Here is a 16,175-nt window from a genome sequence, read left to right as displayed (position 1 = left end):
CGCGCGGCGGCGAGCAGCCCGCGTGGCCGCCCTCAACCGTTGCTGGGGAAGGCGAACTGGGCGGCTTCGTGGTTGGCGCGCGCGGGCCAGCGCTGGGTGATGGCCTTCTTGCGGGTATAGAAGCGCACGCCGTCGGGGCCATAGGCATGCAGGTCGCCGAACAGCGAGCGCTTCCAGCCACCGAAGCTGTGGTACGAGACCGGCACCGGCAACGGTACGTTGACGCCGACCATGCCCACTTCGACCTCGTCGCAGAACAGACGGGCGGACTCGCCGTCACGAGTGAAAATGCAGGTGCCGTTGCCGTACTCATGCGCGTTGATCAACTGGATGGCTTCTTCCAGGCTGTTCAGGCGCACGATGCACAATACCGGGCCGAAGATCTCTTCCTGGTAGATGCGCATCGCCGGTGTAACGCGGTCGAACAGCGTGCCTCCGACGAAGTAGCCGTGCGCATGGCCGGCGACGCTGTGGCCACGGCCATCCACCAGCAGTTCGGCGCCGGCGGCAACGCCGTCTTGTATATAGCCGACGACCTTGTCGCGCGCCGCCGCCGTGACCAGCGGGCCCATATCCAGGCCGCGGCTGGTGCCGGCGCCGATCTTCAGCGCCGCGATCTGCGGGACCAGCCGCTCGACCAGGGCGTCGGCGATCCGCTCGCCCACGCATACCGCCACCGAGATGGCCATGCAGCGCTCGCCACAGGAGCCGTAGGCCGCCCCCATCAAGGCACCGACGGCATTCTCGAGGTCGGCGTCCGGCATCAGCACGGCGTGGTTCTTGGCCCCGCCGAGGGCCTGCACGCGCTTGCCGCGCCTGGTGCCTTCGGCATAGATGTATTCGGCGATCGGCGTCGAGCCGACAAAGCTCAGGGCTTTGACCTGCGGTGCCTCGAGCAGCGCATCCACGGCTTCCTTGTCGCCCTGTACCAGGTTCAGAACGCCCCTGGGCAGGCCGGCTTCGTGGAACAGTTCGGCGATCAGCAGGGTGGAGCTGGGGGCGCGTTCGGAAGGCTTGAGGATAAAGGTGTTGCCGCAGGCGATCGCCAGCGGATACATCCACAGCGGCACCATGGCCGGGAAATTGAACGGCGTGATGCCGGCGACCACGCCGATGGGCTGCAGATCGCTCCAGGCGTCGATGTTCGGGCCGACGTTGCGGCTGTATTCGCCTTTGAGAATCTCCGGTGCCGCGCAGGCGAACTCGACGTTCTCGATACCGCGCTTCAGCTCGCCAGCGGCATCTTCCAGGGTCTTGCCATGCTCTTCGCTGATCAGCCGGGCAATACGCTCTCCATTGGCTTCCAGCAGTTGCTTGAAGCGGAACAATACCTGGGCGCGCCTGGCGGGCGGGGTGTTGCGCCAGGCCGGGAAGGCGGCCTGGGCGGCGTCGATGGCCTGCTGCACGGTCGCGCGGTCGGCCAGGCCGAGGCGCTGGATGACCTCGCCGGTGGACGGGTTGAAGACCTCGGCGGTGCGTTCTTGCGTGCTGATGCGTTCGCCGTTGATCAGGTGCGGGATGACATGCATGGTCGTTCCTCGTTGGCTGACAGAGAGCCCTTCCGGGCCTTCGGGAAGGTGTGGATTCAGTCGATCGCCTGCAGTGCCTGGCCGACCGCGTCGAACAGGCGGTCGAGTTCTTCCGGCCTGGCGTTGAAGGTCGGGCCGAACTGCAGGGTGTCGCCGCCGAAGCGCACGTAGAAGCCGGCTTTCCACAGCGCCATGCCCACTTCGAACGGGCGCACGATAGCGTCGCCGTCGCGCGGGGCGATCTGCAGCGCGCCGGCCAGGCCGCAGTTGCGGATATCGACCACGTGCCTGGCGCCCGCGAGGCCGTGGATGGCCTTCTCGAAGTACGGGGCCAGCTCGGCCGACTGCTGTACCAGGTTCTCTCGCTCCAGCAGTTCCAGGCTGGCGAGGCCCGCGGCGCAGGCGACCGGGTGGGCCGAGTAGGTGTAGCCATGGCTGAACTCGACCGCGTATTCGGGGCTGGCTTGGCGCATGAAGGTTTCGTATATCTCGCGGCTGGCGATCACTGCGCCCATGGGGATGGCGCCGTTGGTGATCTGCTTGGCCACGTTCATCAGGTCCGGGGTCACGCCGAAATACTCGGCGGCGGTCCATTTGCCCATGCGCCCGAAGGCCGTGATCACTTCGTCGAAGATCAGCAGGATGTCATGCTGGTCACAGATTTCCCGCAGGCGCCGCAGGTAACCGGCCGGCGGCACGATGACGCCGGCCGAGCCGGACATCGGCTCGACGATCACCGCGGCGATATTGGAGGCGTCGTGCAGCTCGATCAGTTTCAGCAGTTCGTCGGCCAGCTCCACCCCGCCGGTTTTGGCCGCGCCGCGGGTGAAGGCCAACTGTGGTTGCAGGGTGTGCGGCAGGTGGTCGACCTCCATCAACTGGCCGAACATCTTGCGGTTGCCGCCGATGCCGCCGAGGGCGGTGCCGGCGACGTTCACGCCGTGGTAGCCGCGCGCACGACCGATCAGCCGGGTCTTCTGCGGCTGGCCTTTCAGCCGCCAGTAGGCACGGGCCATCTTGACCGCGGTGTCGGCGCATTCCGAGCCGGAGCCGGTGAAGAACACATGGTCGAGTGCGCCGGGCGTCAGGCTGGCGATCCTTTCCGCCAGGCGAAAGGACAGCGGGTGGCCGTACTGGAAGGCCGGGGAATAGTCGAGGGTGCCGAGTTGCCGGGCCACCGCCTCCTGGATTTCCTGGCGCGAGTGGCCGGCGCCGCATGTCCACAGGCCGGAAAGACTGTCATAGATGCGCCGGCCCTGGTCGTCGAGCAGCCAACTGCCCTGCGCGGCGACGATCAGGCGCGGATCGCGCTGGAAGTTGCGATTGGACGAGAAGGGCATCCAGTGATTGTCCAGCTTGAGCGGGCCGGACTGGGACGGTGATGGCTGCTGGGCCTGATGCATGGGGCGAGTCCTGGTGGGGAGCGGTACATCAAGCTTGTTCCCGAGGTATGTGTGAGTTAAATCTATATCTTCTTCCGTTCACTCAAGAAAAAACTCACCTATGCCGAGAAAATCCCCGTTGAGCCAGGTCCGCGACTTCGACCTGAAGCTCCTGCGGCTCTTCAAGACCGTCGTCGAGTGCGGCAGTTTCACCGCGGCGGAAAGCGTTCTGGGGATCAGCCGGTCGGCCATCAGCCTGCATATGAGCGATCTTGAAAAGCGCCTTGGCATGCGCTTGTGCCAGCGTGGGCGTTCCGGCTTCGCGCTGACGGACGAGGGGCGGGAGGTGCTGCGCTCCAGCGAGGCGGTGCTGGTGGCCATCGAGGGTTTCCGCAGCGAGGTCGACCAGATGCACCGGCAACTGCGAGGCGACCTCAACATGGGTATCGTCAACAACCTGGTGACCCAGCCCATGATGCGCATCACCCAGGCGCTCAAGGCCGTGCGCGCCGCGGGGAAGGGGGTGCGCATCAACCTGAGCATGAGTACGCCCGGCGAGATCGAGCGCGGTGTGCTGGACGGCCGCTTGCACGCAGGCGCCATCCATCTCGTCACGCCGTTGTCGGGCCTGGACTACAGCCTGCTGTACGAAGAGCGCTCGAATCTCTACTGCAGCCATGAACATCCGTTGTTCGAAAGGGCTGCCGAGGTCAGCGCCGCCGACCTCGGCACGGTGGATGCCGTGGTGCCCAGCTACCGCATGTGCGCCGAGGCCATCGAACTGCACCGGTTGCTCAACTTCGCGGCCTCGGCGACGGATCGCGAGGGCATCGCCTTTCTGATCCTGACGGGAAGCTATATCGGTTTCCTGCCGGACCACTACGCGGCGGCCTGGGTGGAAAAGGGCCTGATGGCCCCGTTGAGCCCCGAGCACCTGTTCTTCGATGCCAGGCTGGCCGTCGCGACCCGCAAGGGGCGCCGTTCGAACATGATCCTCGATCGTTTCCTGGAAGCATTGCAACGGAATGGCTGAGAAGCGGCTTGAGGCCAGAAGCGGGAAGAAAACGCTTGACGAGGTCCTGGCCCCGCCTCGCACATTGATGGTGCCGGGCGATCGCGCTATGCCGTTATTCACCGGCAAGGTGCTTCGATAAAAGCGCTGGGGGCTGGAAAGCTGGACGAAAAACACTGGTTGCCACGCTCTTTCGTCCAGCCTCGAGCCTTCCTGCGCTGTTTTCGGCTGTTTGCCGGGCATAGCGCGATCGCCCTGATTGATGGTGCTTCCCGCTTGTAAGCCCTTCCCGCTTTCCTCTACCGTAGTGCGCCTGATCAGCCCTGCGGACCCATCATGAACATCGCCAGCCCCCGTCCATTGTTCTTCCTCGCATTCCTCGCGTGCCTGCTGATCATGCTGGCCGCACTCTACCTGGAACATGTCGTGGGGCTGGCGCCCTGCCCGCTGTGCATCGTGCAGCGCATCTGCGTGATCGGCTTCGGCCTGGTCTGCCTGGCGGCGGCCATCCAGGCGCCGGCGCGGACCGGGCGGCGTATCTACAGCGGCGTTGCCGCGCTGTTCGCGCTGGCTGGCGGCGCCACGGCGGCCAGGCAGGTCTGGTTGCAGAATATCCCCGCCGACCAGTTGCCCAGTTGCCTGCCCAGCCTGGAATACATGATGGAGGCGTTGCCATTCCAGGACATCGTCCGCCTGGTGCTGCATGGCACCGCCGAGTGCGCCGAAGTGAGCTGGACGCTGCTGGGCCTGAGCATTCCCGAATGGAGCCTGCTGGCATTCGCCGGCCTGCTGGCTTTTGCCATCTGGCAGGCCGTGCGCTGCGGGCGCTGAGGGAAAGCGCTGGCTTCTATGCCCGTCTCGGGCCATGATTGACGAACGGTATGGATGATAGCCATACCCACTTGAGCCCTGTCGTCCGCGCTTGCCGCGCGAACGAACCCCATGGCGACCATATGCCTGCAAACGAGGTGAATGCATATGCTGGAAAGCTGCCGTAATGCCCAGGAGCGCTGGGGAGGGGTTCATCTGCTGATCGACCGCTGGCTGCAGGAGCGGCACCAACTGGTACAGGCTTATGCCGACCTGCAGCAGGCGCAGGCCGCGCCGAAGGAGAGCCGGCAGCGTTTCTGCCAGCTTCTGCTCGACTATGTTTCCGCTGGCCATTTCGGGGTCTATGAGCAATTGGTGCGGGAGGCCGAGGCCTTTGGCAATCACCAGGGCATCGAACTGGCCACACGCATCTATCCACGCCTGCAAGCGATCACCGAGCATGCACTGAGCTTCAACGATCAGTGCGAACGGGCGGTGAACGACACGTTGAGCGAAGAGTTGCAGCAGGTCGGGCAACTGCTGCATGAGCGCTTCGAACTGGAAGACTGCCTGATCGAAGTGCTGCATACCGCCCATCGGCAGGTGGCCGAGAGTGCCTGAGAAGTTGCTGCCTGGGCGCCCTGGAGATGAAATCGAAACGGCCTGCCGATCCGCTCGCGAGCCATTTCCTTATTAGGATATAGCTCGATCGCCCTGGCCTGATTCTGTTGTTCTATTGGCGAGCAGGCGGCAGCGGTCTAGTATGGCCGCACCCCAATCGCCAGGAGGCGCCTTCATGTCTTCGAAGAAGCAATCGCTCACTACCCCGTTGCACCTGTTGCAGCAGCTTTCCCGCAGTCTGCTCGAGCATCTGGACAAGGCCTGTCATAAAGCCCAGGACGATGCCGAAAAAATCCTCGCCAAGCTGGAAAAGCAGCGTAGCAAGGCCCAGGAAAAACTGCTCAAGGCCCGTACCCAGCTCGATGAAGCCGCTTCCGCCGGCAAGGCCAAGGCACAGGCCAAGGTGCGTGCGCGCATCGGGGAACTGGAAGACCTGCTGGCCCTGCTGCAGACTCGCCAGAGCGAAACCCTGACCTATATCGCCAAACTCAAGCAGGATGCGGAGCACAGCCTGAAGCTGGCGCTGGGCGTCGCCGATGTCGAGCGCGCCGCCAGCCAGGCGCTGGAGCAGGGCGTGGCGCCCAAGGCTGCCAGCCGTCGTCGTACCCCGGCCGGCAGCAAGCCCGCCACCCCGGCCAAGGCTCCTGCTGCCAAACCCGCCGCCAAGCCAGTCGCCAAACCCGCGGCCAAGCGCCCCGCCGCCAGCAAGCCGGCTGCGTCCAGCGCCCCGGCGGCAAAGAAACCCACCGCCCCGGCGGCCAAGCCTGCCCCGGCCAGTACTGGCAGCAAACCTGCGGCTCGGCGTCCCGCCGCTCCCCGCAAGCCTGCCGCCAAGCCGGTTCAGAAGCCCGCCAGCCCGGATTGAGCCTGTCGGGCTGCGAGGCGCAGTCGTTGTGCATCGTCAGCCATGGGCAGGTAATGCTCCAGCCATGCCTCGGCGCGCCGTTCGGCGGGCCAGGCCTGGCTGGCCGCCTCCAGGCGCTGCAGCGCCATCCGTTCCGCATCCAGTTCCAGTGCCTTGAGCCGTTCGCGCAGGTCGTGCAGGCCGTCGTCGTCCTGGGCCGACGCTCGCCAGGCCATGCGCAGTTGCCTGAGTGGCTGGGTGATCTCGCGCTGCCAGTCGCAGATGCTGTCTTGCAGGCTTTCCAGGCGCTGCGCACTGAAGGCGACCTGGCGTGTTTCCAGCCAGCAGCAGCACAGCAGCAGGCAGACATCCAGCCCGTTCTCCCGTTGTAGTCGCAGGCAGGTGTCCTGGATACCGGGTCTTGCATAGCAATGCAGGGCGAAAGACCAGAGTGCGGTGTTTTTCATGACGATTTTTTCTCGCTGAGCCGGATGGCGCGCTGGCCGAACTGATAAACTCCGCCGCCATTATGATCCGACTATTGAATCTCTCTCTACAGCGTGGTCCCCAGCGTTTGCTGGACGGCGCCGAACTGACCCTGCACCCGGGTCACAAGGCCGGCCTGATCGGTGCCAACGGCGCCGGCAAATCCACACTGTTTTCCCTGTTGCGCGGCGAACTGGTCGCCGATGGCGGCGATTGCCAGATACCGCCGCAGTGGCGCATCGCGCACATGCGCCAGGAAGTCGATACGCTCGAACGCCGGGCCGTGGACTATGTACTCGATGGCGATGCCGAACTGCGGCGTATCCAGCACGACCTGCAACTCGCCGAACAGGCCCACGACGGTACGGCCCTGGCCCGCTTGCATGCCGAGTTCGAGCAGGCGGATGGCTACAGCGCCGACGCCAGGGCGCGCAAGCTGCTCGCCGGGCTGGGCTTCGCCAGCGAGCAGATGGACCTGGCGGTCGGCAGTTTCTCCGGCGGCTGGCGCATGCGCCTGAACCTGGCCCAGGCGTTGATGTGCCCGTCCGACCTGTTGCTGCTCGACGAGCCGACCAACCACCTCGACCTGGATGCGATTCTCTGGCTGGAAGACTGGCTCAAGGGCTATCCGGGCACGCTGCTGCTGATCTCCCATGACCGCGACTTCCTCGATGCGGTGGTCGAGCATGTGGTGCACCTGGAGCAACGCAAGCTGACCCTGTACCGCGGCGGTTACTCGGCCTTCGAACGCACCCGCGCCGAGCGCCTGGCGCAGCAGCAGCAGGCGTTCGAGAAGCAGCAGGCGCAGCGTGCGCACATGGAGAGCTTCATCCGCCGCTTCAAGGCCCAGGCGACCAAGGCGCGTCAGGCCCAGAGCCGCATCAAGGCGCTGGAGAAGCTCGAGGAACTGGCGCCGGCGCATATCGACTCGCCGTTCGACTTTCGCTTCCGCGAGGCGGACAGGGTGTCCAACCCGCTGCTCGACCTGGCCGAAGGGCAACTGGGCTATGGCGACAAGCGCGTGCTGGACAAGGTCAAGCTGCAACTGGTGCCGGGTGCGCGCATCGGCCTGCTCGGCCCCAACGGCGCCGGCAAGTCGACCCTGATCAAGACCCTGGCCGGCGAGCTGGAGCCGCTCGCCGGCCGCTTGCAGCGCGGGGAAAACCTCGCCATCGGCTATTTCGCCCAGCACCAGCTCGATGCCCTCGATCCCAAGGCCAGCCCGCTGCTGCACCTGCAACGGATCGCGCCGGGCGAGCGTGAGCAGATGTTGCGCGACTTCCTCGGCGGTTTCGATTTCCGTGGCGAGCGCTGCGACGAGCCGATGCTGAACTTCTCCGGTGGCGAGAAGGCACGCCTGGCCCTGGCGCTGATCGCCTGGAACAAGCCCAACCTGCTGCTGCTCGACGAACCGACCAACCACCTCGACCTGGAAATGCGCCTGGCCTTGACCCTGGCGTTGCAGGATTTCGAGGGGGCGGTGCTGGTGGTGTCCCACGACCGTCACCTGCTCAAGAGCACCACCGACGAGTTCCTGCTGGTGGCCGACGGGCGCGTGTGCGAGTTCGACGGCGACCTGCAGGACTATTCCCGCTGGCTGCTGGAGTTCCGTGCGCGCCAGCAACCGGCGATGGCGGCCGGCGCGGAGCCCCTCGAGCGCACCGACAAGCGTGCCCAGCGCCAGGCCGCCGCCGCGCTGCGCCAGCAACTGGCGCCCCACAGGCGCCAGGCCGAGAAGCTGGAAAAGGAACTGGGCTCGCTGCAGGAACGCCTGGCCGAGATGGAGACACAGCTTGCCGACAATGCCCTGTACGAGCCGGCGCGCAAGGATGACCTGCGCGCCCTGCTGGCCGAGCAGTCCAGCCTGAAAAGCCGCGAGGGCGAGTTGGAAGAGCAGTGGCTGGAAACACTGGAAACGCTTGAACAGTTACAGGCACAGTTGGAGGGCGCCTCATGAAAGAGCAACTGCTGTTGCTGATGGACGAGTGGAGCGCGCAACTGGCGCTGGGCCTGCAGGTGCTGTTGATCCTGCTGCTGGCCTATGTCCTGCAACGTGTGCTGACGCGCGGCGTCACTCGCCTCTCGGAACGTTATCGCCTGCCCGCGGAGCTGATCCTGCCAGTGCGCGGCGGTATCCGCTGGTTCATCATGGGCGGTGCGCTGATCATGGTGCTGGAGCGCTTCGGTGTGTCGGCGACAGTGCTGTGGACGGCCTTTTCCGGTTTCGTCGCGGTGGCGGCGATCGCCTTCTTCGCGATCTGGAGCGTATTGTCCAACCTGCTGTGCGCGGTACTGATCCTGACCGTCGGCCCCTTTCGCCTGGGCGATGTGGTGGAGATCGTCGAAGCCTTCGACAAACCCATTGTCAAAGGACGGGTGATTGCAATAAACCTGCTTTATACAACCCTCGAGGAAAGCCCCGAGAGCGGCACCGGCGCCATCGTGCAGGTGCCCAACAGCCTGTTCTTCCAGAAAGCCGTGCGCCGTTGGCGCGGCACCGAAGGGCAGTTCTTCAACAACACACCTAACGAGAAGTAAGCATCATGGAGTGGCTTGGCAACCCGGAAATCTGGGTCGCGTTTCTGACCCTGACCGCCCTGGAAATCGTCCTGGGTATCGACAACATCATCTTCATCTCCATCCTGGTCAGCCGTCTGCCCAAGCACCAGCAGGCCAAGGGGCGTTTCTTCGGGCTGTCCCTGGCGATGGGCACGCGCATCCTGCTACTGCTCTCCATCGCCTGGGTGATGCGCCTGACCAACGACCTGTTCACCGTCTTCGGCGAAGGTGTTTCCGGGCGTGACCTGATCCTGTTCTTCGGCGGGCTGTTCCTGCTGTTCAAGAGCACCCTGGAGATCTGGCACAGCGTCGAAGGCGAGGAAGAAGAGGAGACCGGCCCGGGTGGCGCGGCCAAGGCCGGCTTCATGAGTGTGATCCTGCAGATCGCGGTGATCGACATCATCTTCTCGCTGGATTCGGTGATCACCGCCGTCGGCCTGGTGCAGAACGTGCCGGTTATGATCGCCGCCATCGTCATCGCGGTGATCGTGATGATGCTGGCCGCCGGCACTATCAGCGACTTCATCGAGAAGCACCCGACGCTGAAGATCCTCGCCCTGTCGTTCCTGATCGTGGTCGGTACCCTGCTGGTTGCCGAAGCCTTCGACGTGCATGTGCCGAAAGGCTACGTCTACTTCGCCATGGCTTTCTCGCTGGGAGTCGAGGCGTTGAACATCCGTATGCGCAAGGCCTTCAAGCGCAAGCTCAAGGACCCGGTGAAACTGGGCAAGGACATGCCGGACTGAGGATGGCCTGGCCTGTGTGGGGTGCGCATGGCGCACCCGGTAGCCCGTCTTGCGGGATCGCGGGCGGGCGGCAAGGGAGGTGGGCGCGTATGGCATTCGAAACCTGGCTGGCGTTCTTCGTGGCCTGCTGGGCCATCAGCCTGTCGCCGGGGGCGGGGGCCATCGCCTCGATGTCCTGCGGCCTGCAGTATGGCTTCCAGCGCGGCTACTGGAACGCCATCGGCCTGCAGCTCGGCCTGATCCTGCAGATCGCCGTGGTGGCGGCGGGGCTGGGCGCGGTACTGGCGACCTCGTCACTGGCGTTCAGCCTGATCAAATGGTTTGGCGTGGCCTACCTGGTGTGGCTGGCGGTTCGCCAGTGGCGGGCGCAGCTGATGACGCTGGAGCCTGCTGCGCCGCGCCTGATCGGCCGGCCATTGAGCCTGTTGCTGCGGGGTTTCCTGGTGAATGCCAGCAATCCCAAGGCCATCGTCTTCATCCTGGCGGTGCTGCCGCAGTTCCTCGATCCGCGACAGCCGTTGCTGGAGCAGTACCTGGCCATGGGCGCGACCATGGTGCTGGTCGACCTGATCGTCATGGCCGGCTATACCGGGCTGGCCTCGCGGGTCCTGCGGCTGCTGCGCAGCCCACGCCAGCAGCGGCTGATGAACCGCACCTTCGCCGGGCTGTTCGTCGGCGCCGCCGCGCTGCTGGCCAGCGTCCGTCGCGGCGCGGCATGAGCGGCCGCCCGGAGTCCCCGTAGGGTGCGGCGTGCGCACCGCTACCGCTAACGGGTCGTACTGCCGGTGCGCGCGGCGCACCCTGCGCGGTCTTTACGATTGTTCGCTTTCCTCTTCCTGGGCCAGCTCCAGCACCCGGTCCACCAGCTTGTAGATGCCCGAGGCCGCTTCGCTGATCGATTGCGCCAGCATATAGGCCGGGGTGGTGACCAGCTTGTGCGCGGGGTCTTCGACGATATCGCTGACTTCGCAGGCTTCGTGCTGTGCGCCCAGTTCGCGCACGGCCTGCGCCGCCGGGTCGTCGTCGCTGCCCAGGGTGCAGATCACGCCCTTGCCGAAGATGTGCGGGGCCAGGGTCGGGGCAATGCAGATCAGGCCGATCGGCTTGCCGGCGGCGGCGAAGGCCTTGGCCACGGCCAGGACTTCCGGTTGTACGCTGGCCTTGGCGCCATCGAAGGCGAAGCTGGAGAGGTTCTTCGCCGCACCGAAGCCGCCGGGGATGATCAGGGCATCGAAGTCCTCCGCACGGGCTTCGCCCAGCGGCTTGATGTTGCCACGCGCCAGGCGGGCGGCTTCGACCAGTACGTTACGGCTTTCCGGAGCTTCCTCGCCGGTCAGGTGATTGACCACATGGTGCTGGGGAATGTCGGGAGCGAAGCATTGCGCCTGGGCGCCACGCTGGTCCAGGCGCAGCAGCGTGGAGACGCTTTCGTAGATTTCCGATCCATCGTAGACGCCACAGCCGGAAAGAATGACAGCGACTTTCTTGTTCATCATGATGCTCCTGGTCGGTTCGGGTGATGGGGCGATGCTAAGCCTTTGTAGACAAGCCAAAAAGCCGTTTTGCGCTGGAGCCGGGTGCTTTATTGACCTGGATACTGGCCGAGCGCGGCTGGCTGGCCGACAATGGTCGGGTTGCCAGCCCCCGGAGGCATGCGTTGTCATGATTCCGACATGAGGTGGGCTTATAACCGCTAAGCAGCCCGTATTGCGGGCCAGGAGTTTGTCGTGAGTTTCGTTCCCGCCAACCGGCTGTTCCCCGCCACCCGTCTGCGTCGCAACCGCCGTGACGACTTTTCCCGCCGCCTGGTGCGCGAGAGTCGGCTGACGGTGGATGACCTGATCCTGCCGGTGTTCATCCTGGAAGGCGAGAATCGCCGCGTGCCGGTGGCGTCCATGCCGGGCGTCGAGCGCCTGTCCATCGACCAGTTGCTGGTCGAGGCCGGGGAACTGGTGGAACTCGGCGTACCGGCGGTGGTGCTGTTCCCTTATATCGAGGCTGACCGCAAGTCCCTGGATGCCGCCGAGGCATGGAACCCGGACGGGCTGGTGCAGCGGGCGATCCGCGCGCTGCGCGAGCGCTTCCCCGAGTTGGGGGTGATCACCGACGTGGCGCTGGACCCCTACACCACCCACGGTCAGGACGGCATCATCGACGACGACGGCTACGTGCTCAACGATATCACCATCGACGCACTGGTCAGGCAGGCGCTGTCCCATGCCGAGGCCGGTGCCCAGGTGGTGTCGCCGTCGGACATGATGGACGGGCGCATCCAGGCGATCCGCGAAGCGCTGGAAGTGGCCGAGCAGGTCAACGTGCGCATCATGGCCTATTCGGCCAAGTACGCCAGTGCCTTCTACGGTCCGTTCCGCGATGCGGTCGGTTCCTCGGCGAACCTGGGCAAGGGCGACAAGTTCACCTACCAGATGGACCCGGCCAACGGCGACGAAGCGCTGCATGAGGTGGCCGCCGACCTGGCCGAAGGCGCCGACATGGTGATGGTCAAGCCGGGCATGCCTTACCTGGATGTGCTGTGGCGCGTCAAGGATGCCTTCAAGGTGCCGACCTTCGTTTACCAGGTCAGTGGCGAGTACGCGATGCTCCAGGCCGCCATCCAGAATGGCTGGCTGAGCGATGCGGTGATCCTCGAATCCCTGACGGCCTTCAAACGTGCGGGTGCCGATGGCATCCTGACCTATTTCGCCAAGCAGGCGGCACAACAACTGAAAAACGGGCAGTGAGCCCGACGAGGCGATGCAATGACGAACCAAGGACTCAGTGACACGCAACTGCTCGATGCCAGCCAGCAGGTACAGCCCGTGCCGGAGCCGGAGCTGGAAGCGGAGCAGCAGAGCGTGGAAGTGGATATCCAGCCGGAAGAAACGGTGGCGCCCGCACCGGTGGTGAACCTGGATGACAGCAGTCTTTATATCCATCGCGAACTGTCGCAGATGCAGTTCAATATCCGCGTGCTGGAACAGGCGCTGGACGAGTCCTACCCGCTGCTCGAACGCCTGAAATTCCTGCTGATCTTCTCCAGCAACCTCGACGAATTCTTCGAGATCCGCGTGGCCGGGCTGAAGAAGCAGGTCACCTTCGCCCGCGAGCTGGCCGGGGCCGATGGCCTGCAGCCGCACCAGGCGTTGGCGCGGATTTCCGAAATAGCCCACGAGCAGGTGGGGCGGCAGTACGCGATCCTCAACGACATCCTGTTGCCGGAGATGGCCAAGCACCAGATCCGTTTCATCCGCCGGCGCAACTGGACGACCAAGATCAAGACCTGGGTGCGGCATTACTTCCGCGAGGAAATCGCGCCGATCATCACGCCGATCGGCCTCGACCCGACCCACCCGTTCCCGCTGCTGGTGAACAAGACACTGAACTTCATCGTCGAGCTGGAGGGCGTTGACGCCTTCGGTCGCGATTCCGGCCTGGCGATCCTGCCGGCGCCGCGCATGCTGCCCCGCGTCATCCGTATACCGGAGGATGTGGGTGGCCCGGGTGCCAACTACGTGTTCCTGTCGTCGATGATCCATGCCCATGCCGACGACCTGTTCCACGGCATGAAGGTCAAAGGCTGCTACCAGTTCCGCCTGACGCGCAACGCCGACCTGTCGGTGGACACCGAGGATGTAGAGGACCTGGCGCGCGCCCTGCGTGGCGAACTGATCTCCCGGCGCTACGGCGATGCGGTACGCCTGGAGGTCGCCGATACCTGCCCGCAGAATCTTTCCGACTTCCTGCTCAAGCAGTTCAACCTGACGGAAGGCGAGCTGTATCGCGTCAATGGCCCGGTCAACCTGACGCGCCTGTTCAGCATCACCGGGCTGGATAGCCACCCGGAGCTGCAGTACACGCCGTTCACCCCGGTGATCCCCAAGCTGCTGCAGAACAGCGGCAATATCTTCAGTGTCATCAGCAAGCAGGACATCCTGCTGTTGCACCCGTACGAGTCCTTTACGCCGGTGGTCGACCTGCTGCGCGAAGCGGCCAAGGACCCCTGTGTGCTGGCCATCCGCCAGACGCTGTACCGCTCCGGCGCCAACTCGGAGATCGTCGATGCGCTGGTGGAAGCGGCGCGCAGCGGCAAGGAGGTCACGGCGGTGATCGAACTGCGGGCGCGTTTCGACGAGGAGTCCAACCTGCAACTGGCCAGCCGCCTGCAACAGGCCGGTGCGGTGGTGATCTATGGCGTGGTCGGCTACAAGACCCACGCCAAGATGATGCTGATCCTGCGTCGCGAGAACGGCGAGCTGAACCGCTACGTGCACCTGGGCACCGGCAACTATCACGCCGGCAATGCCAAGCTGTACACCGACTACAGCCTGCTGACCTCCGACGATGCGCTCTGCGAGGACGTGTCCAAGCTGTTCAGCCAGTTGATCGGCATGGGCAAGACCATGCGCATGAAGAAGCTGCTGCATTCGCCCTTCACGTTGAAGAAGACCATGCTTGACCTGATCGCGCAGGAAACCCTGCACGCCAGCGAAGGCAAGCCGGCGCACATCATGCTCAAGATCAACTCGCTGACCGATCCGAAGATGATCCGGGCGCTGTACAAGGCCAGCCAGAGTGGCGTGAAGATCGACCTGATCGTGCGCGGCATGTGCTGCCTGCGGCCGGGTATCGCCGGGGTTTCGCACAATATCCAGGTGCGTTCGATCATCGGCCGTTTCCTCGAGCACAGCCGGGTCTTCTACTTCTACAACGACGGCGACGAGAAGCTGTTCCTCTCCAGTGCCGACTGGATGGAGCGCAACCTTGACCGTCGTGTGGAAACCTGCTTCCCGCTGGAAGGCAAGAAGCTGGTGCTGCGGGTCAAGAAGGAGCTGGAAGGCTTCCTCACCGACAACACCCAGAGCTGGGTTCTGCAGCCCGATGGCAGCTACCTGCGCAACACGCCGACCGGCAACCAGAACCCGCGCAACGTCCAGGCTACCCTGCTGGAGCGGCTGACCAGCCTGGTCAAGGTTCGCTGAGACAACATGCCTGCGGGCCTTGCAACAAGGCCCGCAGGCATGGCGTAGGGCGCGAAGTTCCGAACCGGTTCACGACTGCCTTGGCCCATTCGCGGGCCAGCCCGCTCCTGCGGCCAGACCCTAGAAACGTGTACGCACCTGTTTCGGCGTGATGCCGAAGGTGCGTTTGAACGCGGTCGAGAAGTTGGCCGCACTGCTGTAACCGGCCAGCCAGGCCGCCTGGCTGATGCTGGCGCCCTGCTGCTCGAGGGCGTCGCGGGCCTGTTGCAACTTGCGCTGGCGCTGGTATTCGAACAGCGACAGCCCTTTGCTGGCCTGGAACTGGCGGTGCAGGGTGCTGGGGCTGCAGCCTACTTCGCGGGCGATCTGCTCCAGTGACCAGCCGTCGGCCTGGTCGCTGTGCAGCAGTTCCAGGGTGCGGCGGATGCGCTGGTGTTCGTGGGGGCGCATGCTGGTCAACGCCTGCGCGGGGCGGCGGGTCAGTTGGCTGAGCGCTTCATTGGCGATTTCCAGGGCGCGGCTTTCCAGGTAAAGGTTGTGCAGCAGGCGGTTGCCGCTGATCGGGTGGAGTACCTGTTCGGCCAGTGCCAGCAGGCGCGCCGAAGGCTGCCAGCGGTGTACGTCGAGATGATGGTGCTCGAAATCTATCAGTTCCCGTAGCGCCCCATGGCCATCGAGACCGCCCGACTCGAACCATTCCGGCGCCATGCTGACCGAAACCTTGCGAATACGCCGGCCTCGCCTGGCCTGGCGGGAAAACAGCGCGGATTCGTTCAGGGCGATGGTCACGCCCTCGCAGGAGGGTTTTCCCGGGCCGCGAGGGGCGCCGAAAGTGAAGGGGCGGTCGTCGAAGCTGACATCGCTCTGCCCATCCAGGAAGAGGATGAAATTGAGCCGCGGGCTGATTTCCACCTGGGTGGAGAAATTGTGCAGCTCCAGGCAGTCCGAACAGTGCAGCGACAGGCCGCTGCGCAGCTTTTGCCAGCTCAGGTGACCCTGGAACAGGCTGCCCTGGCAGGGCTCGTTTTCCACCAGACGAATGCTGTCGTTGACCAACTCCGACAGTTCTCCGGTCTTGACGATGTGCCCCTGGCTGCTCATGCCGCGCTCTCCTGACAGGTGGTGTTTGCGCAAACAACAAATCCGGATGCGCAAAACTTTTGCCGTGTTGAGCGTGGCAGACTACACCCCGTCCTATATTGATACA

The 16,175-nt window shown here is 64.6% G+C and carries 15 protein-coding genes; 10 read left to right on the top strand and 5 right to left on the bottom strand.

The genetic code is table 11. The features are described from left to right. Positions 1-32 precede the first annotated feature (32 nt). Positions 33-1,529 (bottom strand): CoA-acylating methylmalonate-semialdehyde dehydrogenase, encoded by a 1,497-nt coding sequence (locus tag DNJ95_RS00265; RefSeq protein ID WP_131182723.1) that lies wholly within the window; start codon positions 1,527-1,529, stop codon positions 33-35. A gap of 56 nt (positions 1,530-1,585) precedes the next feature. Continuing rightward, complete coding sequence (gene aptA, locus DNJ95_RS00260) at positions 1,586-2,932, bottom strand: omega-aminotransferase AptA (RefSeq protein ID WP_131182722.1); 1,347 nt, start codon at positions 2,930-2,932, stop codon at positions 1,586-1,588. Between the two features lie 100 nt (positions 2,933-3,032). On the opposite strand from aptA, the gene DNJ95_RS00255 reads away from it, so the two are divergent. From DNJ95_RS00255 to DNJ95_RS19145, 4 genes are all read left to right on the top strand, one after another. After that, positions 3,033-3,944 (top strand): LysR family transcriptional regulator, encoded by a 912-nt coding sequence (locus DNJ95_RS00255; RefSeq protein ID WP_131182721.1) that lies wholly within the window; start codon positions 3,033-3,035, stop codon positions 3,942-3,944. Positions 3,945-4,259: 315 nt separating this feature from the next. After that, on the top strand, positions 4,260-4,754 hold the full coding sequence (locus DNJ95_RS00250) for a disulfide bond formation protein B (RefSeq protein WP_131182720.1): 495 nt from the start codon (positions 4,260-4,262) through the stop codon (positions 4,752-4,754). 147 nt (positions 4,755-4,901) lie between these two features. Then, positions 4,902-5,354 carry a sigma D regulator gene (rsd, locus tag DNJ95_RS00245; RefSeq protein WP_131182719.1) on the top strand — a complete coding sequence of 151 codons (453 nt, stop codon included), beginning with the start codon at positions 4,902-4,904 and terminating at the stop codon, positions 5,352-5,354. Positions 5,355-5,529: 175 nt separating this feature from the next. Further along, entirely contained in the window at positions 5,530-6,219 is a 690-nt protein-coding gene (locus DNJ95_RS19145) for an AlgP family protein (protein ID WP_165491623.1), read from the top strand. Here the strand turns inward: DNJ95_RS19145 and DNJ95_RS00230 are convergent. Next, complete coding sequence (locus DNJ95_RS00230; protein ID WP_131182716.1) at positions 6,195-6,665, bottom strand: TIGR02444 family protein; 471 nt, start codon at positions 6,663-6,665, stop codon at positions 6,195-6,197. The genes DNJ95_RS19145 and DNJ95_RS00230 overlap by 25 nt on opposite strands. Positions 6,666-6,727: 62 nt before the next feature. On the opposite strand from DNJ95_RS00230, the gene DNJ95_RS00225 reads away from it, so the two are divergent. The 4 genes from DNJ95_RS00225 to rhtB all read left to right on the top strand — a co-directional run bounded on the left by DNJ95_RS00225 (position 6,728) and on the right by rhtB (position 10,708). Then, positions 6,728-8,641, top strand: a complete 1,914-nt coding sequence (locus tag DNJ95_RS00225) for an ATP-binding cassette domain-containing protein (protein WP_131182715.1) — start codon at positions 6,728-6,730, stop codon at positions 8,639-8,641. Beyond that, complete coding sequence (locus tag DNJ95_RS00220) at positions 8,638-9,222, top strand: mechanosensitive ion channel domain-containing protein (RefSeq protein WP_131182714.1); 585 nt, start codon at positions 8,638-8,640, stop codon at positions 9,220-9,222. The genes DNJ95_RS00225 and DNJ95_RS00220 overlap by 4 nt, the downstream gene beginning before the upstream one ends. Positions 9,223-9,227: 5 nt before the next feature. Beyond that, complete coding sequence (locus DNJ95_RS00215) at positions 9,228-9,989, top strand: TerC family protein (RefSeq protein ID WP_131182713.1); 762 nt, start codon at positions 9,228-9,230, stop codon at positions 9,987-9,989. Positions 9,990-10,078: 89 nt separating this feature from the next. Next, positions 10,079-10,708, top strand: a complete 630-nt coding sequence (gene rhtB / locus DNJ95_RS00210) for a homoserine/homoserine lactone efflux protein (RefSeq protein ID WP_131182712.1) — start codon at positions 10,079-10,081, stop codon at positions 10,706-10,708. A gap of 93 nt (positions 10,709-10,801) precedes the next feature. On the opposite strand, the gene elbB is transcribed toward rhtB, so the two are convergent. Further along, entirely contained in the window at positions 10,802-11,482 is a 681-nt protein-coding gene (elbB, locus tag DNJ95_RS00205) for an isoprenoid biosynthesis glyoxalase ElbB (RefSeq protein WP_131182711.1), read from the bottom strand. Between the two features lie 234 nt (positions 11,483-11,716). Between elbB and hemB the strand changes: the two genes are divergently transcribed. Together hemB and ppk1 are read left to right on the top strand one after the other, a co-directional pair. After that, positions 11,717-12,730, top strand: coding sequence for a porphobilinogen synthase (hemB, locus tag DNJ95_RS00200; protein ID WP_131182710.1), 1,014 nt, complete (start codon positions 11,717-11,719; stop codon positions 12,728-12,730). 18 nt (positions 12,731-12,748) lie between these two features. Next, entirely contained in the window at positions 12,749-14,968 is a 2,220-nt protein-coding gene (gene ppk1, locus DNJ95_RS00195) for a polyphosphate kinase 1 (protein WP_131182709.1), read from the top strand. 120 nt (positions 14,969-15,088) lie between these two features. Here the strand turns inward: ppk1 and DNJ95_RS00190 are convergent, their stop codons facing one another. Beyond that, positions 15,089-16,069: a helix-turn-helix domain-containing protein gene (locus DNJ95_RS00190; RefSeq protein ID WP_131182708.1), complete on the bottom strand. Its 981-nt coding sequence runs from the start codon at positions 16,067-16,069 to the stop codon at positions 15,089-15,091. Positions 16,070-16,175 lie beyond the last annotated feature (106 nt).

The sequence above is a fragment of the Stutzerimonas kirkiae genome, from assembly GCF_004327335.1.
Classification (GTDB): Bacteria; Pseudomonadota; Gammaproteobacteria; order Pseudomonadales; family Pseudomonadaceae; genus Stutzerimonas; species Stutzerimonas kirkiae.
This window is presented reverse-complemented; position numbering and strand designations above follow the sequence as displayed.